The sequence below is a fragment of the Pseudooceanicola spongiae genome, from assembly GCF_014899185.1.
GTDB classification, from domain to species: Bacteria; Pseudomonadota; Alphaproteobacteria; order Rhodobacterales; family Rhodobacteraceae; genus Pseudooceanicola; species Pseudooceanicola spongiae.
Map to the genome: position 1 here is coordinate 1850794 of NZ_CP045201.1, position 19952 is coordinate 1870745.

Consider the following 19952-nt stretch of genomic DNA (forward strand, 5'->3'; position numbering starts at 1 on the left):
GGATTTAGACATGGCTAAGACACAAGATTTCTCCGAGATCATGAAAGACTTCATGGGCGCTTTCCCCGTTGATACGTCCTCCATGGAAGACGCGTTCAAAACTCAGGCTGCCCTGGGTGAAAAGCTGTCCAGCGTCGCAATCGAAGCGGCTGGCAAGTCGACCGACCTGTCGACCAAATGGACCAAGGAAGCGCTGACCAAAATCGCTGAGCTGTCCAAAGCCAAGTCCGAGCCCGCAGATTACGCCAAGGCGATGACTGATTTCGCTTCGGCCTATGCTGAAATGTCGGCAGAAAACATGGCCGCTTTTGCCGAGATCGCCAAAAAAGTGCAGACCGACACGGTTGAGCTGATGATGGCAGCTGGCAAGGACATGACCGAGGAAGCCTCGGCAGCCATGCAGAAAGCCACCAAGGACGCATCCACCGCGGCCAAAAAAGCAACCCCGGCGGCGAAATAAGCCTTTCTCCCCCAAGGAGATTTGCGTCCCGGTTCTCCTCCCCCTTTGGCTGGGCGCGATCAAGAAGGGCGGGTCTTAGGACCCGTCCTATTTCGTTTCAGCGCGGCAGATCCGCCATACGCCTGCGTCTGTCCCTGAGCGTATTATCCACTCCCCGATTTTGCCGGTTTTGAATTGCGCAGGTGCGAGAGTCTCTGCGCTTTCTTTTTGTGGAACAGTGCTCTAGGCTTTGCTGCAGCGCTGCATTTTCGGGAGGGTACGCCAATGGCCAATAGTGGCTCCACGCTTTTGATCAAACGTTACGCCTCACGCCGTCTCTATAATACCGAGACGAGCGATTACGTGACTTTGGAAGATATCGCAGGCTTTATCCGCGAAGGTCGCGAAGTTCAGATCGTCGATCTGAAATCCGGCGATGACCTGACCCGGCAATACCTGCTGCAAATCGTGGCTGAACATGAAAGCCGGGGCGAAAACGTCCTGCCGTTGAATGTGCTGATCGATCTGGTGCGCAGCTATAGCGGTACCGCGGGATCTGTTGTGCCTCAGTTCCTCGCCGCGTCTTTCGAGATGCTGCGCGACGGGCAGTCGAAGATGATGGAAAACATGAAAACCGTCAATCCGATCATGGCCAACATGCCCGGGTTCGATGCCATGCAAGCCCAGCAACAGGCCTTCATCAAAGCCATGACCGGCAGCTTTTCCGGGACGTGGAGCGGCCCTGGCCGTGACGATGGCGACACCAAACCCGGTGCCACCAGTGACGAAGACCTGACCCTGATTAAAAAGCAGCTGGCCGATCTGCAGCAAAAACTGAACAAGATGAGCTGACCACACGATGACCGGCAGCCCCGGACGGATCACCCTCTGGGGGATCGAGGTTTTCGTGGCCACGGCTGAGGAGCGCTCGATCACTGCCGCTGCGCGCAGGTTGGGCGCCAGCCCCTCGGCCGTGTCACAGCAACTGACCAACCTTGAGGCAGCGCTGGATGCCACGCTCCTCTTCCGCTCCGCCCGCCCGGTCACCCTGACCCCCGCGGGCGAGGCGTTTCGCCGCCGCGCCCAATCCATCCTCAACGAAGCCGCGCAGGCCCGCGCAGAGCTGGCCGTGGCGGATGCCCCTGCCCTCACCCGCCTGCGCCTCGGCGTGATCGAGGACTTCGAGGCCGACGTGACCCCGCGCCTGCTGACCCGCATGTCGGATGTGCTCTCCGACTGTCGGTTTTTGCTGGAAACCGGAGCCAGCCACTTTCTCCACGATCAGCTCGACGCGGAGGCGCTCGACGTCATCGTCGCGGCTGAAATGGGCGCACCGCAACCCTGGGCCGAAGTCCACCCGATCCTCACCGAAGGGCTGGTGGTCGCCACGCAGCGCGGTTCCATCGCACCCGGCGCGGATCTTCTGGCACAGCTCAAAACGCGGCCCATGGTGCAATACACCACGCGCCACTACATGGGCCGCCTGATCGACAACCATCTGGAACAGCAGAACCTGCGCCTCGATCACCGGTTCGAGCTGGACAGCTATCATGCCATCCTCGCCTTGGTCGGGGGCGGCACGGGATGGACGATCCTGCCGCCACTCGCCCTGCTGCGGGCGCGCCGGCTGATGAGCCAGCTGGACATTTTCCCGTTGCCCTTTGCGCCCCTGTCCCGCCGGATCGTGCTGACGGCGCGCGCGGGCATCCTTGGTGACGTGCCCTCCCAGATCGCCTCGAACCTGCGCGCTCTGCTGAGCGCCATGGCCGCGGAAATCAACCACAGCGATTATCCCTGGCTCGCCGACTCCGTCAAAATAGCCCCCGACGCCTGAACAAGGCCAAACGAAAAAGGGCCGGTGCACATGGCCCGGCCCTCTCTCAGTCTCTCCCGGCGCCGCTTACTTCAGCGCTGCATCCGTGATCTCCAGCGTATAGGCGCCCTCGGGCTCCTTGGTGATCGCGGGGTTGTCGGGGGACACGGCCTTCAGCAGCGTCGCCACCGTCTGGTCGTAATCCGCCGGGTCCAGTGCCCCGTTCGAGCCTGCAGTCAGCTTGGCGACTTCAGTCATCATGTATTCCTGATGATCCAGCGTCTGGGCACCGGTCTCGTCATTTTCCAGCACGATCTCGGCCGCTTCAGCCGGGTTGGCCTCGGCGTATTTCCAGCCCTTCATCGAGGCGCGCACGAACCGCACCATCTCGTCCTTGAAGGCCGGGTCTTCCAGCTTGTCACCCAGCACGTAGAGACCATCCTCCAGCATCCCGAAGCCTTCCTTGAGGTAGTTGAACGTCACCAGTTCGTCTTCGGTGATGCCCGCCTGCAGGATCTGGCGATACTCGTTGTAGGTCATGGTCGAGATGCAGTCGGCCTGCCCCTGGATCAGCGGATCGGCACTGAAGGCCTGCTTGATCACGGTCACGCCATCTTCGCTGGCACCATCGGTCTTGATGCCGAGCGAGGCCATCCAGGCGTAGAACGGATACTCGTTGCCATAGAACCAGACACCCATGGTGTGGCCAGGGAAGTCGGCAGGCGTCTCGATGCCACTGGATTTCAGGCAGTTGACCTGCAGACCGCCGGTCTTGAAGGGCTGGGCGATGTTGACCAGATCGACACCGCGTTCGCGCGCAGCCAGCGCCGCCGCCATCCACGTGGTGATGACATCGGCACCGCCCGCGGCGATCACCTGCTCGGGCGCGATGTCCGGGCCACCGGCCTTGATGGTGACGTTCAGGTCTTCCTCGTCGTAAAAGCCCTTGTCCTTGGCCACATAGTAGCCCGCGAACTGGGCCTGCGTGACCCACTTCAACTGCAGCGTCAGGTCATCGGCGGCCGAAGCCGCACCGGCTGTCAGGCCCGTTGCGAGGCCGAGGGTCATTGCCCCTGCGATCATATTTTTCATATCTTAACTCCCTGTTCGTTTTATTTTTTACGTGCGTTGCGAGGGGTGCCAGAAGGTCACCCCCCGTTCGATCAGGGCAATCGCCCCGTAGAATACCGATCCCGACAGGGCGGCGACAAAGATCTCGGCCCAGACCATGTCCAGCGCCAGTTGTCCCACCGAGGTCGAGATGCGGAACCCCATCCCTGAGATTGGCGAGCCGAAGAACTCGGCCACGATGGCACCGATCAGCGCCAGCGTAGAGGAGATTTTCAGCCCGTTGAAGACAAACGGCATCGCCGCGGGCAGGCGCAATTTCCAAAAGCCCTGCCAATAGCTTGCCGCCCAAGTTTTCATCTGATCACGCTGCATGGCGCTGGTTTCCTGCAGGCCCGCGGTGATGTTCACCAGCATCGGAAAGAACACCATCACCACCACGACCGCCGCCTTGGACTGCCAGTCGAATCCGTACCACATCACCAGAATGGGCGCGGTGCCGACGATCGGCATGGCCGCCACGAACGACCCCACCGGCAGCAGGCCACGGCGCAGGAAACTGCTGCGATCCGCGATGACGGCGACGACAAAAGCTGCTGCGATCCCGATGACATAGCCCGACAGCGCCCCCTTGACGAAGGTCTGCACAAAGTCGGTCCACAGGATGGGCAGGCTGGTGCTGATCTTGTCGGCAATCACGCTCGGCGGCGGCAGGATGACCATCGACACGTCGAGGCCGCGCACCACCAGTTCCCATATCGCCAGCAGGGTCAGCCCGAAGATCACCGGCACCGCAAGGCGGGTCGCGGTCATGTCTCGCGCCGGTCCATTGGCCAGCCAGACGTTGCCCCACCAGGCCAGCGCCCAGACTGCAAAAGCTGCGAAAACCAGCGTCATGCCAACCCCATCCGTTTCAGTGTCACCCGCTCAACCGTGCTGATGATCGCAACAAGCCCCGCTGCCAGCACAGCCGTGGCGAACAGCGCCGCCCAGATCTGCACCGTCTGCCCGTAGTAGCTGCCCGAGAGCAGGCGGAACCCAAGGCCCTGCCCGCCGCCCGCCGGCAGCTCGGCCACGATGGTACCGACCAGAGACGAGGCGACGCCGATCTTCAGCGACGCAAAGAGGTACGGCGCGCTCGCCGGCAGACGCAGTTTCCAGAAGGTTTGGGTGCGCGTCGCGCTCCATGTGCGCATCTGGTCGAGGTCCATGGCACCGGGGCTGCGCAGCCCCTTCACCATGCCGACGACGACCGGGAAGAAACTCAGATAGGCGCTGATGATCGCCTTCGGCAGCAAGCCCTGCACCCCGAAGGAGTTCAGCACCACGATGATCATCGGCGCAATCGCGAGGATCGGAATGGTCTGGCTGGCAATCGCCCAAGGCATCACGCTCATGTCCATGGCGCGCGAATGCACGATGCCAATGGCCAGAATGATTCCAGCTCCGGCACCAATGCCAAACCCCAACAGTGTCGCCGACAGCGTCACCCAAGCGTGAAACACCAGTGAGCGCTTTGACGTCGGCGCGACCTCCGCCGTGGTGCGCCACAGCTCGGCCACCACCTGATGCGGCGCAGGCAGGCGCGGCTTGTCCTGCGCCCAAGTGTCGGGCCACACGACCGGATTGCGGATCGCCAGCAGCACCGCCGACATGTCACGGCGCGCCTGCATCCCCTCGGGGCTGACGGCGACGCCCTGACGCTCGGCCGTCATCATGGCGAACTTCACGTTCATCGGCACGCAGGCGAGGTACCAGAAGACGATGATTGCGGCCACGACGGTCAGAACGGGCAAAAACCATCTCATCGCTGCCCCTCCCCATGGACCCGGGCCAGCTCAGTCATAGGCATGCCCTGCCCGCAGCCCTTCGCGCACGCGGTGCGCAATCTCCAGAAACTCGGGCGAGTCGCGGATATCCAGCGGGCGCTCCTTCGGCAGAGGGCTCTCGATGACATCCGTGATGCGGCCCGGTCGCGGGCTCATCACCACGATCTTGGTCGACAGATACACCGCCTCGGGGATCGAGTGCGTCACGAAGCCGATGGTCTTGCCGGTCCGCGCCCAGAGCTTCAGCAGCTCCTCGTTCAGGTGATCGCGCACTATTTCGTCCAGCGCGCCAAAAGGTTCGTCCATCAGCAGGATATCAGCGTCAAAGGCCAACGCCCGCGCGATGCTGGCACGTTGCTGCATCCCCCCCGACAGTTGCCAGGGGAACTTCTTGCCGAAGGTGCCGAGGTCGACCAGCTCGAGCACCTTGTCGACGCGCTTCTTCTGCTCGGCCTTGGTGAACCCCATGATCTCCAGCGGCAGCCGGATATTGCCGGCAATCGTGCGCCAGGGGTACAGTCCCGCCGCCTGAAACACATAGCCATAGGCGCGGGCTTTTCGCGCCTCCTCCGGCGTCATGCCATTGACGGTGATTTCGCCCCCCGTCGGCGTCTCCAGCGCCGCAATGGTGCGCAGGAAGGTGGTCTTGCCACAGCCCGACGGGCCAATGAAACTGACGAAATCCCCCTTCTCGATCTCAAGGTTCACATCGCGCAGCGCCTGGACCGGACCATCGTTGGTCTCAAAGGTCAGGTCCAGGTGGCTTGCCGTGATCACTGGCTTGCTTGTCACGCCGCGCCCCTCAGATACCGGCCGGAATATTCATCGGATCGCGCTGAACCGAACGCGGCGAGTTCAGCTCTTTCCACTTGCTGAGCGCGGTATTGGCCGAGGGAAATGCCGGACGCGGCACGAAGCGCCCGCGCCCCGGCTGGGGTTGCGAGTTCTGCCCCCAGGCCCAGATCACCTCGCCCCGGCTCAGGGTATAGCGCGCCTGCGCCGTGACCTCGTAGCCCTCGAAGACGTTGTAATCGATGATGGAGTGGTGGTTCGCCGCACTGATCGTCTTGGAGATCTTCGGATCCCACACTACCACATCCGCATCGGCCCCGGGCACCAAGGCGCCCTTCTTGGGATAGATGTTCAGGATCTTGGCAATATTGGTCGAGGTGACAGCGACAAATTCCTCAGGCGTCAAACGCCCGGTCTCGACGCCTTGCGTCCAGAGCACCGCCAGCCGCTCCTCCACCCCGTTTGAGCCGTTCGGGATCTTGGTGAAATCCTTCACCCCCATACGCTTCTGCTCGGTGGTAAAGGCGCAGTGATCCGTCGCCACAACCTGCAGAGAGCCTGACTGCAACCCGGCCCAAAGCCCGTCCTGATGCTCTTTCCCACGGAACGGCGGCGACATGACACGCCGCGCTGCATGATCCCAGTCGGGGTTGAGATAGTCGCTCTCATCCAGTGTCAGGAACTGCGCCAGCGGCTCACCATACACCCGCATCCCCTTCTGACGGGCACGGCGGATCGCCTCATGCGCCTGCTCGCAACTGACATGCACGATATACAAGGGCACCCCGGCGGCATCCGCAATGGTGATCGCCCGGTTCGCCGCCTCGCCCTCGAACTCCGGCGGACGCGAGCGGGCATGCCACTCCGGCCCGGTCTTGCCCTCGGCAAGGAACTTCTTCTGCATGATGTCGACCAGATCGCCGTTTTCGGCATGCACCATCGGGATCGCGCCCAGCTCACGGCAGCGGCTGAAGCTGGCGAACATCTCGTCATCCTCCACCATCAGCGCGCCCTTGTAAGCCATGAAGTGCTTGAACGAGTTCACACCATTGTCGACGGCATATTTCATCTCGTCAAAGATCAGCTCGTTCCAGCCGGTGATCGCCATGTGATAGCCGATATCGGAACAGATCTGCGGCGCCGACTTGCGATGCCATTCGTTGATCGCGTTCTTGATCGACCCATCCGCACCCGGCAGACAGAAATCGACCAGCATGGTCGTCCCCCCCGTCGCCGCAGCCCAGGTGCCGCTCTCAAAGGTCTCGGCCGCCGTGGTCCCCATGAAGGGCATTTCAAGGTGGGTATGCGGATCAATCCCGCCGGGGATCACATAGGCCCCCTCGGCATCGATATATTCATCCCCCTTCAGATCCGGCCCGATCTCCTTGATGGTCTCGCCCTCGATCAGCACATCGGCCTTCCACTGCCGGTCCGCCGTGACAACCGTCCCGCCCTTGATCACCTTGCTCATCACACTCTCCCTGTCGTTTTTATCTCTCCCCCCGAGATCGTTTCCCTGTCGGAAATATCCCGGGGGAGGCGCGCCTCCAGCGCGTCGGGGGCAGCGCCCCCTCTTCTCATCTCAACCCGCGCAATGCGCAGGCGCTCACTCTACGATCACAGCCGTCTCGACCACGGCATGCAGCAACACATCTGCCCCCGCAGCCGCCCAGTCCTTGGTGATCTCTTCCGCCTCGTTATGACTCAACCCGTCGACGCAGGGGCACATCACCATCGCCGTCGGCGCCACCCGGTTCATCCAGCACGCGTCATGCCCAGCCCCCGAAACGATATCGCGATGCGAATAGCCCAGCCGCTCCGCCGCATCCCGCAGCGCCCCGACACAGCCCTCATCAAAAGTCACCGGATCGAAATGCCCCACCGGCTCGATGGAGATCCCCAAGCCTAAATCCTCAGCAATCTTCGGCGCCTCCGCCTCCAGCCGCGCGCGCATGCCGTCCAGCTTCTCAAGATCGGGAGAGCGGAAATCGATGGTGAACACCGCCTTGCCAGGGATCACGTTGCGCGAGTTCGGATAGACATTCGCCTGACCGATCGCCCCCACGGCATCCGGCTGCGCCTCCATGGCAATCGCGTGCACCAGCTCGGTGATCCGCGCCATGCCCAGACCGGCATTGACCCGCATGTTCATAGGGGTCGAGCCGGTATGCGCATCCTTCCCGGTCAAAGTCACCTCCAGCCACCACAAGCCCTGCCCATGTGTGACGATCCCGATATCCTTGCCCTCGGCCTCCAGGATCGGCCCCTGTTCGATATGAAGCTCGAAAAACGCATGCATCTTGCGCGCACCCACCGGCTCATCACCTTCCCAGCCGATCCGCTTCAGCTCATCGCCAAAACGCTTGCCCTCGGCATCCACACGGTCCTTCGCCCAGGCCTCGTCGTGCAGCCCGGCAAAGACACCGCTCGCCAGCATCGCGGGTGCATAGCGCGTGCCCTCTTCGTTGGTCCAGTTGGTCACCACGATGGGATGCTTCGTCTTCACATCCAGATCGTTCAGCGTCCGCACCAGTTCCAGCCCGCCCAGAACCCCCAGCACACCGTCATATTTGCCGCCCGTCGGCTGCGTATCCAGATGCGAGCCGACATAGACCGGCAGCGCCTCAGCGTCCGTGCCGGGCCGGGTCGCGAACATATTGCCCATGGAATCGAGCCCCATCGAACAGCCCGCCGCCTCGCACCAGCGCTGAAACAGCGCCCGCCCCTCGGCGTCCTCGTCCGTCAGCGTCTGGCGATTGTTGCCACCGGCGATACCGGGTCCGATCTTGGCCATCTCCATCAGACTGTCCCACAGCCGTTCCCCATTGATCTTGAAGTTTTCTCCGGGTGCAGACATGACGCGTCTCCTTGACTGGCGTAAATTCCTTTTGACCTTTTGGTCAAACCCACGCTAGCAGAGCGCATTGGTCAGTCAAGAAATTCGCCATTCCGCAGCCCGCACAATGCGCCGGACAGCAAGATTGATCAGATTTCAATCACTCGGTGCACCGCCCACAGCTTCCATCCGCAACAACCCAGCCCAAATCGCAGAAAAGCTTTTAGAGACAGAAACTTCCCGTAGATTCGAAGGACCTCTTCACAGGATGACACCACCCGTGGCCCGCACCCGAATTCAACGCAAGAATATCGCCCTGATCTCAGAGGCCGCCCTGAACATCTTCTCTGCGCATGGCTTTCGCGGCGCCACGGTCGACCAGATCGCCCGCGAGGCCAGCCTGTCCAAACCCAACCTGCTGTATTATTTCCCCTCGAAAGAGGCGATCCACACGCATCTTCTCTCGACCCTGATGGACACCTGGCTTGATCCTTTGCGTGAACTTCAGGGCACCGGCGACCCGCTGGATGAGATCCTCACCTACGTCCGCCGCAAACTGCAGATGAGCCGCGACCACCCCCGCGAAAGTCGCCTCTTTGCCAATGAAATTGTCCAGGGCGCGCCCCATATCCTCGACCTGCTCAGCACTGACCTCAAGACTCTGGTCGATGAAAAGGCCACCATCATCGAGGGCTGGATGGCCGCAGGCCGCCTCGCCCCGGCCGATCCCTACCACCTGATCTTCTCGATCTGGTCCCTCACCCAGCACTACGCGGATTTCGACGTTCAGGTGCATGCCGTGCTAGGCCCCGACCGCCCCGACCCTTTTCCGCAGGCCGAAGCCTACCTCACAACGCTCTTCACCCGCATGCTCGCCCCGTCACCGCAGACCCCACCGACAAAAGCCTCTTAAACCGTTTCCCTGTTCGAAATATCCCGGGGGAGCGCCGCAAGGCGCGGGGGCAGAGCCCCCACTTTTAGCACCCTGCGGCAGAGCCCCCACTTTTATCCCCCTGCGGCAGAGCCCCCACTTTTAGCACCCTGCGGCAGAGCCCCATCGTCTCCCCTGCCCTTAGCGACGCCTCCTCCTCAGCTCCCGTCACCCGGATCGATGCCCACCTCCGCGAAATAGGCCCGCACTGCGCTCTGCACATGGCGGAACCGATCTCCGCCCAGATGGGTGCCGCCAAACCAGCGCGTCACGATGACAAGATGCCCCTCCAACCCGGCGCGTTCCAGCATCCTCAAGATCACCATGCCCGCACCCGCCTCGCCGTCGTCCGCCTTGATCGGCTCACCGGGCAGCAAAAGCGCCCAGCTGTTGTGCGTCGCCTTGGCAAACTTCTTGCGTCGCTTGAGATCCTTGATCAGAGCCTCCGCCTCCCCCCGGGTCTGAGCCAGCCCTCCCGCGACCGCATATTTCGAGCCGCGATCGCTCAATACGTTCTCCAGAATGATCAGCTCTGCCATCTTTGCCTCCCCCTGCGCCTGAGCACTGCGATACCCTGAAATGCACCCCTCGAAAACAGACAGGGCCGCCCCTTTCAGGACGGCCCTTTGATATTCTGCAAGATCGCGGCGCCAGATACGCCCGTTTTGCGCTTATTCCACGGCTTTCACCGCGCCCGGATTGTTCGGATGCGTGGTCCAGTTGGCATAGGGCTTTACAGTTTCCCCCGTGCGCTCATCCAGAGCGCCCATTTCCAGCTCGACCATTTCGATGCAGCCCTCGACCGGGCAGACATTGACGCAGAGATTGCAGGCGACGCATTCCTCGTCCTTCACCGTGAACACGCGATCAATGGACATGTCGATCGCCTGATGGCTGGTATCCTCGCAGGCGGCATAGCAGCGGCCACAGGAAATGCACGCATCCTGATCAATCTTCGCCTTGGTCACATAGTTCAGGTTCAGATATTGCCAGTCAGTGACATTGGGTACGGCCAGACCGATGAAATCGGAGGTGCTTTGATAACCCTTCTCGTCCATCCATTGGCTCAGCCCCGAAATCATCTCCTGCACGATCTTGAACCCATAGGTCATTGCCGCAGTGCATACCTGTACATTGCCTGCGCCGAGCGCCATGAATTCCGCCGCATCACGCCAGGTTGTAATCCCGCCAATGGCGCTGATCGGCTTGCCATAGGTTTCGGGATCCCGGGCAATTTCGGCACACATGTTCATCGCGATCGGCTTTACAGCCGGGCCGCAATAGCCCCCATGCGTACCTTTGCCGTCAATCATCGGCTCGGGGCTCATCGCATCAAGGTTCACAGATGTGATCGAGTTGATCGTATTGATCAGACTGACTGCATCGGCATTGCCTTTGAAAGCCGCGCGGGCTGGCTGGCGAATATCGGTGATATTCGGGGTCAGCTTCACAATAACCGGCTTGGAGTAATACTTCTTGCACCACTCGGCCACCATGGTGATGTATTCCGGCACCTGCCCCACGGCAGAGCCCATACCACGTTCCGCCATGCCATGCGGGCAGCCAAAGTTCAGCTCGATCCCGTCGGCGCCTGTCGCTTCGACCAACGGCAGGATCGCCTTCCACGCCTCTTCCTCACAGGGCACCATGATCGACACGATCACCGCGCGATCCGGGTAATCCTTCTTCACCCGCGTGATTTCGTCGAGGTTGCGATGCAGATCCCGGTCGGTGATCAGCTCGATGTTGTTCAACCCCAGCAGCCGCCGGTCGGCCCCGTAGATCGCGCCGTAGCGCGGGCCGTTGACGTTCACCACCGGCGGCCCTTCAGAGCCGAGGGTTTTCCAGACCACACCGCCCCAGCCGGCCTCGAAGGCCCGGCGGACGTTGTATTCCTTGTCGGTGGGCGGCGCCGAGGCCAGCCAGAAGGGGTTCGGGCTGGTAATGCCCAGAAAAGTCGTCGTCAGATCAGCCATGTCATGTCTCCCTGCGTAGGGTGGCCGGGCGCGCCCGGAACCACCTTTGCGTGGGGGGCGAACGCCCTACCCCATCAATGCCTTGTGAATGTCCTCGGCCGCATCGCGCCCTTCGGCCACCGCCGTCACCGTCAGATCCTCGCCACCCAAGGCACAATCGCCCCCGGCCCAGACCCCGGGCAGCGCCGTGCGCCCGTCGCCTGTCACGACGATCTTGCCACGGGTGATCTCCAGCCCCTCTGGCGCGCCCTGCAGGGTCTGCCCGATGGCCTTGAAGACCTGATCCGCCGCCAGACGGAACGTCTCGCCCGTTCCGACAAGCCGGCCGTCTTCATCGCGGGTGTACTCCAGCTCGACCTCTGCCACCGCGCCATTGCCGTGCACCGCAACCGGCATCACGTTGGTCATGATCCGCACGCCCTTGGAGGCCGCCAGATCCTGCTCGAACTGCGACGCCCCCATGCGATCAAGGCCGCGACGATACGCCAAAGTGACGCTCTCCGCCCCCAGCAGGCGCGACTGGACCGCGGCATCAATCGCCGTCATCCCGCCACCGATCACCACGACATTGCGGCCCACGGGCAGCTTTGTCAGGTCATCCGCCTGCCGCAGATCTGCGATGAAGGACACGGCATCAACCACACCGCCCTTGTCCTCGCCCGCGACCGACAGGGCATTGACCCCTGCCAGACCGATGCCGAGGAACACCGCATCAAAGTCGCTCTGCAGCTGTTCAAGGCTCAACCCGGAGCCGAGCGCCTTGCCCGTCTCGACCGTGATGCCACCGATACCCAGCAGCCAGGCGACTTCGCGCGCGGCAAAATCCTCGGTCGACTTGTAGGCCGCGATGCCGAATTCGTTCAGCCCCCCGGCCTTGGGGCGCGCGTCGTACATCACGACGTCATGCCCCTTCATTGCCAGACGGTGCGCACAGGCCAGACCCGCAGGCCCCGCCCCAACGACCGCGACGCGCTTGCCGGTCTCCGCCGCCCGCACGAAAGGATGCGAGTTGCGCGCCATCAGCTTGTCCGTGGCATAGCGCTGAAGGCGGCCAATCTCGACCGGCTGGCCTTCTGCAGTTTCCCGCACGCAGACCTCTTCGCAGAGCGTCTCCGTCGGGCAAACCCGGGCGCACATGCCCCCCAGAATGTTCTGCTCTAGGATCGTCTTCGCCGCCGCTTCGGGCGTACCCGTCATGATCTGGCGAATGAACAACGGAATGTCGATCGAAGTCGGACAGGCCGTCATGCAAGGGGCGTCGTGGCAGAAATAGCAGCGATCTGCCGCGACATGGGCCTCATGCGCCATCAGGGGCGCATGGAGGTCCTGAAAGTTCTGTTCCAGGTGGTCGCCCGGCAGGCGCTCCGGCTGGATACCCGGTGTCAGTGTCGTGTTGCTCATCCTGGGGCCTCCCGTTGAGATCCTTGGTGATCTCAGCGTGGCACAGGTTCATTTTTTATCAAACGGTAAATTTTCTGCGGCGACAGATTTTTACGAATTTTCGTCCATCTGCGCAAATTTCGATCACAGGCAAGGCTGCGAAGCGCACATCATCCGCTTCAGGCACAAAAAAAGAGGCCATTTGCCCCTTCAGACCCGATCCGGGGCCTCGGCCGCGGTGCAGGTCGGGCGCCATTTAATGAATGGCCGCCCCACCTTACCGGACGATTACTTGTTGATCAGGAACTGATCCAGCGACTCGTCACGTGCAAGCGCATCCTTGATCCAAGCCGGCTGACGGCCACGGCCGCTCCAGGTCTGGGTCAGGTCTTCGGTATTGCGATATTTCGGCGGGTTCACCTTTGCCTTGCGGCCGGTTTGCGCGCCGGTCAGGTCGGACAGGGTAAAGCCCATTTCCGCGGCCTTGGCTTCAAGCTCGGCAATCGCGGCTTTGCGGTGGCGATCCTCATAAGTCTTGATCGCAGTGTTCACCTGCGTTTGCAGCTTCTTCAGATCGCCAAGTGGCATGGCATCCAAATCAAAATCCAACATAGTCAGTTCCTTTCAAGTCCAGAGACGGAGTGGCCATTTCTGATTAATGATCCCTACGACGATTTATTCAAGACAGGCAATAGACCATTATTAATCTACATTCAGTTAATACCGATCAGATTTTAGATTGGGCGACTTTCCGCCGCTCAGAAATACACTAACAACGCTCGAACCCGCTCGCCCAGCACAGCCATAAGGCGAATAAAAAAAGCCGGCCACCATTTCGGGGCCGGCTTTTCAAATCATTCTCAATACGTGAGGCTATATTTTCTCGACAGCCCTCGGTTTGGCATTGGCATTGACGCCAAGCCGTTCCACCACGTTTTCAATCATGCGCATTCCGGCATCCTGCCCCAGTGACATGATCGACTCCGGGTGAAACTGAACAGCGGCAATCGGCAGATCCCGATGCTCGATCCCCATGACAATTCCGTCCGACGTCGTTGCCGTCACGGTGATATCCTCTGGCAGGCTATCAACGGACACATGCAAGGAATGATATCGGCCAATCGTGATCTGTTCATCGAGGCCTGCAAATACCTCACCCGGGTGGGTGATTGAAATGCGCGACGGCTTGCCATGCACCGGATCGTCCAATTGCTGCAATTGGCCGCCGAAGTATTCAGAGATCGCCTGCAAGCCCAGACAGACCCCAAACAGGGCCACGCCGCGATCCAGCGCTTTACGGATCGTACTGGCGCAATCGAAATCAGACGGGTTGCCAGGTCCCGGAGATAAAATCACCAGATCAGGGTTGAACTGGTCAAAAACCGCATCCGCGACAGGGCTGCGGGTTGTCAGAACCTCAGCGCCCGTCTGGCGAAAATAATTCGCCAATGTATGCACAAATGAATCCTCGTGATCCACCAGAAGCAAACGCCGCCCTTTGCCACGTGGCAGCCGGGTGCCATCCCCCGCCCCGGTGTTGGAGCCCATGTCGCCGCGAATGGCCGCACGCATGGCGCTGGCCTTCAGTTCGGTCTCGGCCTCTTCCTCGTCGGGATCACTGTCGTTCAGCAGCGTCGCCCCGGCACGTACCTCGGCCACACCGTTCTTGATGCGGATCGTGCGCAGCGTCAGACCGGTGTTCATGCCGCCGTCGAACTGGATTGCGCCAACCGCACCACCATACCAGAACCGCGTGCTCTTCTCGTGCTTCTCGATAAAGCGCATCGCCCAAAGCTTCGGCGCACCGGTGACCGTCACCGCCCAGGCGTGGGACAGGAAGGCGTCGAAAGCATCCATCCCCTCGCGCAGCCGCCCCTCGATATGATCGACCGTGTGGATCAGGCGCGAATACATCTCGATCTGACGCCGCCCGATGACACGCACCGACCCCGGCTCGCACACCCGGCTCTTGTCGTTGCGATCCACGTCCGAGCACATCGTCAGCTCTGATTCGTCCTTCTTGGACTGCAGCAGCTTCAGGATCTGCTCACTGTCCTCGATGGCGTCGCGGCCCCGCTTGATGGTGCCGGAGATCGGGCAGGTTTCGACCCGCCGCCCCGTCACACGCACGAACATCTCCGGGCTCGCGCCCACCAGATACTCCTGCTCGCCGAGGTTCATGATGAAGCCAAACGGCGCCGGGTTGATCTTCTTCAGCCGCTCGAAAATGGCCGAGGGGGTATCTTTGCAGGCCTCGTAGAACACCTGCCCCGGCACGACCTCGAACAGATCGCCCCGCCGGAAACTCTCCTTCGCCTTGGTGACCAGCTGCGCGTATTCGCCCGGATTGTGATCACCGCGCGGCAGATCCTCGCGCCCCTTGCGGAACGGCTCGGCGACAGAGCCTCCCGTCACGCCCTCTGTGCTCAGCCCATCCTTGGAGAACTCATAGCGATAGCGCATGGCCGAGGTCGAATAGTGGTCGCCCACCAGAATATCATCTGCCAGAAACAGCACCAGATCGCGCTGATCTTCGGGGCGCGGCAGGGTGAATTCAATCGGCTCGAACTGAAATGCGAGGTCATAGCCGAAGGCGCCGTAAAGCCCCAGATGCCCGTCCTCGTCCGAGAAGAACAGCGCCACGATCGCCCGCAGCACCGAAAAGACCGACGGCGCACGCGAACGCTCTTCTTCGTTATAAACCCGGTCCGGCTCGACGATCTGCAGCGTGATCACGGCGTCGCCAAGATCAGCCTTTTCGACCGCATCCAGCCCGCCCACGACCGGAGCGATCATCTTCAACAGCACCTCGCCGCGCGCATTCAGCGCCGTCAGCTTCATGGTGCGGCCCCGGCTTTCGATCATCACCGGCGGCTCGGCAAAGCCGAAATCCCAACGGGTGTAGCGCCCGGGATATTCGTAGTTCGAGGTCAGCAGCACCCCACGGTGCGAATCCAGCCTGACCGCCAAAGCATCGGTGTCGGTCATGTAGGTTGCAGGCAATTCGCGGCGGGTGACGGTCACACCCCCCTTGGTCTGGAAAGTGAGGTCGGTCATCGGGAATACGTCTCTGTACAGGGGCGGCGCGCAGACATTGCAGTCACGCCACTTGGGTATCGGAATGGGGTCAGTGCGGCGATGGCCTCACCATCGCCAGGACAACGGCCAGCTTTGCCATCGTTTCCCGATCATTCCGCGTCCTTCATTTGTCCTGCCGGCCCGATCCTGTCGGGCACCCTGACTTAGCAACACAATTCAGCGCTGTAAATCCGTCCTCGCGCACATGCTGTCAAGTCGTCTTGCCGCGCCAATGGCGAGGGGCGCAGTCCTGCCTTGCGCACGTCCGCGACGCGGCATCGACCGGACCCGCGTCGCGGACCCGGCCTGAGCGTCAGCGCAAGACCCCTCAGCGCAGCCCGTCGCCCTTGCTGATCTGATCCACCGTCAGCCCGCCGACGCGCGCATGGATACGTGGCCCGCGCGACATTGCCAGCGCGAACAGCAGCTCGCCAGCGCGCGGACCGTCCGGCAGGCCAACCTCCATCGCATCGAAATGGCTGCGGACATAGGCGGCGTTCATATGACCCAGCGGTACGTCAATCCGGGTACCCGGCCCGCCCTGCTTCATGGCTGAGGGCACGATGGCCAGCGCCTCGCCCAGCCGTTCGCGCATCGCGTAGCCGCCCGCCACATGCCAGAGCGCGGTATGCTCCAACTCTCCCGCCTCGCCGCACATCGCCGCCTTGCCGTAGCCGTCGATCCCCTCGATGCCGCCCATGGCCGCGATCAGCTTGTCCGCCATGGCAAGGCCGAGCGGTTTCAGATCGTCCATCGCGCTGGCGATATCCTCGGTATAGCCGCCCGCAAAGGGGTTGCTGACCAGTGCGACGACCGCGCCGCGCTGGCGCATGGGGCCTGCCGGGCCGCCATCATGAGCGATCTCCTCAAGGAAAATCATCGTTTTGCGCAGGGTGAATTCAGCCATGTGGCGCCTCCAGTTTCATCATTGTATCGCTTGTATCCGTTATCAAATCGCTCATGCCAACCTGCCGCGACTGCCCCTGCAAGGCCAGATGCACCGGCCCGATCAGCCCGCGCGCCTGCAAGCCAGCCGCATAAGCGGCACCGCGCGCCAGTGCAGTTTCGACCTCCGCCGGGCTCAGCACGTCCAGCCCCACCGTCACCAGCCGCGCGCCGAGGTCACTATCGGGCGAGAGTTCCTCAGCCGGACGGCGATGCACGCCTGAGTGTCCCGGCAGATCGACCCGGTTGGCAATCATCGTCGCTGCCGCATCCGCCACCGCCGCACTGCGCGCCAGCACCGTCACCGCGTCGGCAATGCCCAGCGAATGGCTGCGCCCGCCCCGACCGGAGGTCGCGCAGCCTCGCCATGTCGCGCACGCCGGAACCGCGATGGACCCGCCAGCCATGGCCAGCCGCATCTCTCCGCTTGTCACCTGCCAGGCAATATCCCCACCGTTGTTCACCCACAGCTTCGCCCCCGGTGCGACACCTGCCATGGCGGCCAGCACCTCCTCGGCCACGGCACCGGCAACAGCGGCCATCGGCGTGATGAACTCCGGCGCAAAGGGCGCCACGGCGCGCGCCATCCGCTGCGCGACAACGCCCCGCGGCTGGCCGCCCTCACGTCGCAATTCGCCAAGTTCAGCCGCCAGAGCCTCGAGCAGACCATCGAACCTCAGAGCAGCCTCCGCGTATGCCGCGCTGCGCACGTCCGGTTCCGCCCAGAGGATCAGATCGATCGGCCCTGCCTGCAGATGCAATCGCGCGCCGTCGGCCAGCAGTGCCGCCCGCGCCACCCCAGACTGCATCAGCGGCAGGCCCATCACCGCCCGAGGGCGCGGAAGGTGTCACCGTATTCGCCGCCTTCTTCCAGCACCTGCGCAAGAGGCCGGATCGCGTCGCCATAGCCGCCGAGGCCAAGGTACAGCTCCCTCGGCATGGTGAATTCCAGTGGTGCCACCAGTGCGGGCGTCGGCACATAGCCAAAGCTGCCCGCCGGCATGTCCAGCACGTTGACCATCAGGGTGATCCCGCCACCCGGCCACAAAAACGCCTCGGCCCCGCCAAGCGTGACTTTCGCCGCGCCCGACTGTACCGCACGGGTCAGCCGCACCGGATTGCGCGTCACGCCCGAGCGCAGAGACCCGCCCGCCCCCGCACAGAACATCACCGTGCACAGCGCCGGTTCGCAGTTTTCCTCGATCAGCGCGACGGAAGGAAGCAGGCCCTCCGGCATTGACTGCAACACCGGATTCAGATCTTCGTCCAGCACGTAATAGGCCGCGTGTTCGCCCGTGGTCGACACCATCAGCAGCGTCAACCCGGCCCGTGCGCCCTTCTTGGCCTGCCAGTCGCCAAGGATGGTCAGCGGATCGCTGATGTCCGTGCCGCCCCAGCCCAGCCCCGGCTCGGCCACCTGAAAATACCGCCCCGGAGTCGACCGCCGCCCCTTGATCTTGATCCCGGACTCTTGCCAACCGATCACCTTGCCCGCCTGATGCTCGCTGACGACGCCGGTGATATGGTCATCGACGACGACAACCTCGTCCACCAGCCCCTGCCACTGTCCCGCGAACATGCCGATGGTGGCCGACCCGCAACCGACCCGCATCCGTTCCTCACGCAGCCCGTCCACAACCGGCGCCTGCCCCGCCTGCACCAGCACGGTTGAGCCGCCCTCGATCTCAAGCTCCACTGCCTCGCCGTTGCACAGGGCCATCAGGCTGTCACAGGTCGCGCGCCCCTCGGCCTTGGAACCGCCGGTCAGGTGATCCACCCCGCCCAACGACAGCATCTGAGAGCCGTATTCGGCCGTCATCACCATGCCGATCGGCTCGCCCTTGGCGCGCACGATCGCGCGCTCGTCCCCGATGTGGCGATCGGTGTCGATCTTCACCTTGACGCCGCAATAGGAATAGATCGCCTCGGTCACCACGGTGACGGTATCGACGCCCTCAATCTCGCGGCTGACGATGAAGGGGGCGGGCTTGAAATCCGGATAGGTCGTGCCCGCGCCGAGGCCCGAGACGAACAGATCCCCGCCCGCCAGCGCTTCGCCATCCCAGTCGGCCTGAGCGAAGGGCCGGATCTCTCCGCCCGCCGCAAGACGACGGTCCAGCACCGTCACCGGATCACAGCGCACAATTCTGCCGCCTTCATTTGCATATCGGTCACAGGCGCCTGTGCGCCCTTCGGCGACGTAGCACATCACCGGGCAGGCATCGCACCGGATCTTGTCAACTGGCGCCATATCGCGTCACTCCTGCAAACAAGGGGGCTGGCGCCTCCCTCGCGGGGTCATCGCCCCCGGTCCACGTCGTAAAGTTCGTTCGTATGCAAATGGATTTTGCATGTGCGCCAACGACCCTGTCAATCTCTTTCCACCTTGCCAATCCCAACACCGCCAGAGATACATTTTTGCATGCAGTATGAGTTCAAGGATAAGGCAGCAAATGCCTACAAGCTGGAGGAGCAGGTTGGCTTCCTCCTGCGCCGTGCCTCGCAGCGTCACCTGTCGATTTTTACCCAGATGCTGCCGGATCTTACCTCGACCCAGTTCGCCACCCTCGCCAAGCTGTGCGAGATGGGACCGACCTCGCAGAACGCGCTTGGGCGGGCCGTGGCGATGGATGCCGCCACCATCAAGGGCGTCGCGGATCGTCTGCGCGCCCGCGGTCTGGTCGAGGCAACGCCCGACGAAGAGGACCGCCGCCGCCACTACCTCTCCGCCACCGAAGACGGCCGCGCGGTCTATGAACGCACTGCCCAGGCCGCCCTCGCCATCACCGGCGAGACCCTCGCCCCGCTTGACGCGGACGAGATCGCGACCTTCCTGAGCCTGCTGCGCAAACTCTGCTGACGCGC

General features: G+C 62.5%; 19 protein-coding genes. 5 read left to right on the forward strand and 14 right to left on the reverse strand.

Translation table 11 applies throughout. The features are described 5' to 3' along the window. The first annotated feature begins 10 nt into the window (after positions 1-10). The 3 genes from F3W81_RS08755 (at position 11) to F3W81_RS08765 (ending at position 2273) form a co-directional block, all read left to right on the forward strand. On the forward strand, positions 11-460 hold the full coding sequence (locus tag F3W81_RS08755) for a phasin, PhaP (protein ID WP_193083211.1): 450 nt from the start codon (positions 11-13) through the stop codon (positions 458-460). A gap of 264 nt (positions 461-724) precedes the next feature. After that, the gene (phaR, locus tag F3W81_RS08760; protein WP_193083212.1) at positions 725-1291 is read left to right on the forward strand and encodes a polyhydroxyalkanoate synthesis repressor PhaR; all 567 of its coding nucleotides are present in this window, start codon (positions 725-727) and stop codon (positions 1289-1291) included. 7 nt (positions 1292-1298) lie between these two features. After that, on the forward strand, positions 1299-2273 hold the full coding sequence (locus tag F3W81_RS08765; RefSeq protein ID WP_193083213.1) for a LysR family transcriptional regulator: 975 nt from the start codon (positions 1299-1301) through the stop codon (positions 2271-2273). 66 nt (positions 2274-2339) lie between these two features. Here the strand turns inward: F3W81_RS08765 and F3W81_RS08770 are convergent, their stop codons facing one another. The 6 genes from F3W81_RS08770 to F3W81_RS08795 all read right to left on the reverse strand — a co-directional run bounded on the left by F3W81_RS08770 (position 2340) and on the right by F3W81_RS08795 (position 8798). Beyond that, entirely contained in the window at positions 2340-3344 is a 1005-nt protein-coding gene (locus F3W81_RS08770) for an ABC transporter substrate-binding protein (protein ID WP_193083214.1), read from the reverse strand. A gap of 27 nt (positions 3345-3371) precedes the next feature. After that, positions 3372-4217 carry an ABC transporter permease gene (locus F3W81_RS08775; RefSeq protein ID WP_193083215.1) on the reverse strand — a complete coding sequence of 282 codons (846 nt, stop codon included), beginning with the start codon at positions 4215-4217 and terminating at the stop codon, positions 3372-3374. Further along, positions 4214-5128 carry an ABC transporter permease gene (locus F3W81_RS08780; RefSeq protein WP_193083216.1) on the reverse strand — a complete coding sequence of 305 codons (915 nt, stop codon included), beginning with the start codon at positions 5126-5128 and terminating at the stop codon, positions 4214-4216. The genes F3W81_RS08775 and F3W81_RS08780 overlap by 4 nt, the downstream gene beginning before the upstream one ends. Positions 5129-5158: 30 nt before the next feature. Then, positions 5159-5941: an ABC transporter ATP-binding protein gene (locus F3W81_RS08785; protein WP_193083217.1), complete on the reverse strand. Its 783-nt coding sequence runs from the start codon at positions 5939-5941 to the stop codon at positions 5159-5161. A gap of 10 nt (positions 5942-5951) precedes the next feature. After that, positions 5952-7412 (reverse strand): dihydropyrimidinase, encoded by a 1461-nt coding sequence (hydA, locus tag F3W81_RS08790; protein WP_193083218.1) that lies wholly within the window; start codon positions 7410-7412, stop codon positions 5952-5954. 135 nt (positions 7413-7547) lie between these two features. Then, positions 7548-8798, reverse strand: coding sequence for a Zn-dependent hydrolase (locus F3W81_RS08795; protein ID WP_193083219.1), 1251 nt, complete (start codon positions 8796-8798; stop codon positions 7548-7550). Positions 8799-9045: 247 nt separating this feature from the next. On the opposite strand from F3W81_RS08795, the gene F3W81_RS08800 reads away from it, so the two are divergent. Further along, positions 9046-9690 carry a TetR family transcriptional regulator C-terminal domain-containing protein gene (locus F3W81_RS08800; protein ID WP_193083220.1) on the forward strand — a complete coding sequence of 215 codons (645 nt, stop codon included), beginning with the start codon at positions 9046-9048 and terminating at the stop codon, positions 9688-9690. 176 nt (positions 9691-9866) lie between these two features. On the opposite strand, the gene F3W81_RS08805 is transcribed toward F3W81_RS08800, so the two are convergent. From F3W81_RS08805 to F3W81_RS08840, 8 genes are all read right to left on the reverse strand, one after another. Next, positions 9867-10247 carry a YigZ family protein gene (locus F3W81_RS08805; RefSeq protein ID WP_226941922.1) on the reverse strand — a complete coding sequence of 127 codons (381 nt, stop codon included), beginning with the start codon at positions 10245-10247 and terminating at the stop codon, positions 9867-9869. Between the two features lie 132 nt (positions 10248-10379). Beyond that, positions 10380-11684 carry an NAD-dependent dihydropyrimidine dehydrogenase subunit PreA gene (gene preA / locus F3W81_RS08810; RefSeq protein ID WP_193083221.1) on the reverse strand — a complete coding sequence of 435 codons (1305 nt, stop codon included), beginning with the start codon at positions 11682-11684 and terminating at the stop codon, positions 10380-10382. 66 nt (positions 11685-11750) lie between these two features. Further along, entirely contained in the window at positions 11751-13085 is a 1335-nt protein-coding gene (locus F3W81_RS08815; protein ID WP_193083222.1) for an NAD(P)-dependent oxidoreductase, read from the reverse strand. Positions 13086-13352: 267 nt separating this feature from the next. Continuing rightward, a complete protein-coding gene (locus F3W81_RS08820) occupies positions 13353-13676 on the reverse strand; it encodes an H-NS histone family protein (protein WP_193083223.1) in 324 nt (107 codons plus the stop codon). A gap of 261 nt (positions 13677-13937) precedes the next feature. Further along, positions 13938-16121, reverse strand: coding sequence for an anthranilate synthase (locus F3W81_RS08825; protein WP_193083224.1), 2184 nt, complete (start codon positions 16119-16121; stop codon positions 13938-13940). A gap of 349 nt (positions 16122-16470) precedes the next feature. Then, the gene (locus F3W81_RS08830; RefSeq protein ID WP_193083225.1) at positions 16471-17049 is read right to left on the reverse strand and encodes an amino acid synthesis family protein; all 579 of its coding nucleotides are present in this window, start codon (positions 17047-17049) and stop codon (positions 16471-16473) included. Continuing rightward, positions 17042-17911 (reverse strand): UPF0280 family protein, encoded by an 870-nt coding sequence (locus F3W81_RS08835; protein WP_226941923.1) that lies wholly within the window; start codon positions 17909-17911, stop codon positions 17042-17044. The genes F3W81_RS08830 and F3W81_RS08835 overlap by 8 nt, the downstream gene beginning before the upstream one ends. Continuing rightward, the gene (locus F3W81_RS08840) at positions 17911-19338 is read right to left on the reverse strand and encodes a 6-hydroxynicotinate reductase (protein WP_193083226.1); all 1428 of its coding nucleotides are present in this window, start codon (positions 19336-19338) and stop codon (positions 17911-17913) included. Before F3W81_RS08840 ends, F3W81_RS08835 begins: the two co-directional genes overlap by 1 nt. A 171-nt stretch (positions 19339-19509) precedes the next feature. On the opposite strand from F3W81_RS08840, the gene F3W81_RS08845 reads away from it, so the two are divergent. After that, entirely contained in the window at positions 19510-19947 is a 438-nt protein-coding gene (locus tag F3W81_RS08845; RefSeq protein WP_193083227.1) for a MarR family winged helix-turn-helix transcriptional regulator, read from the forward strand. The last annotated feature ends 5 nt before the right edge of the window (positions 19948-19952 follow it).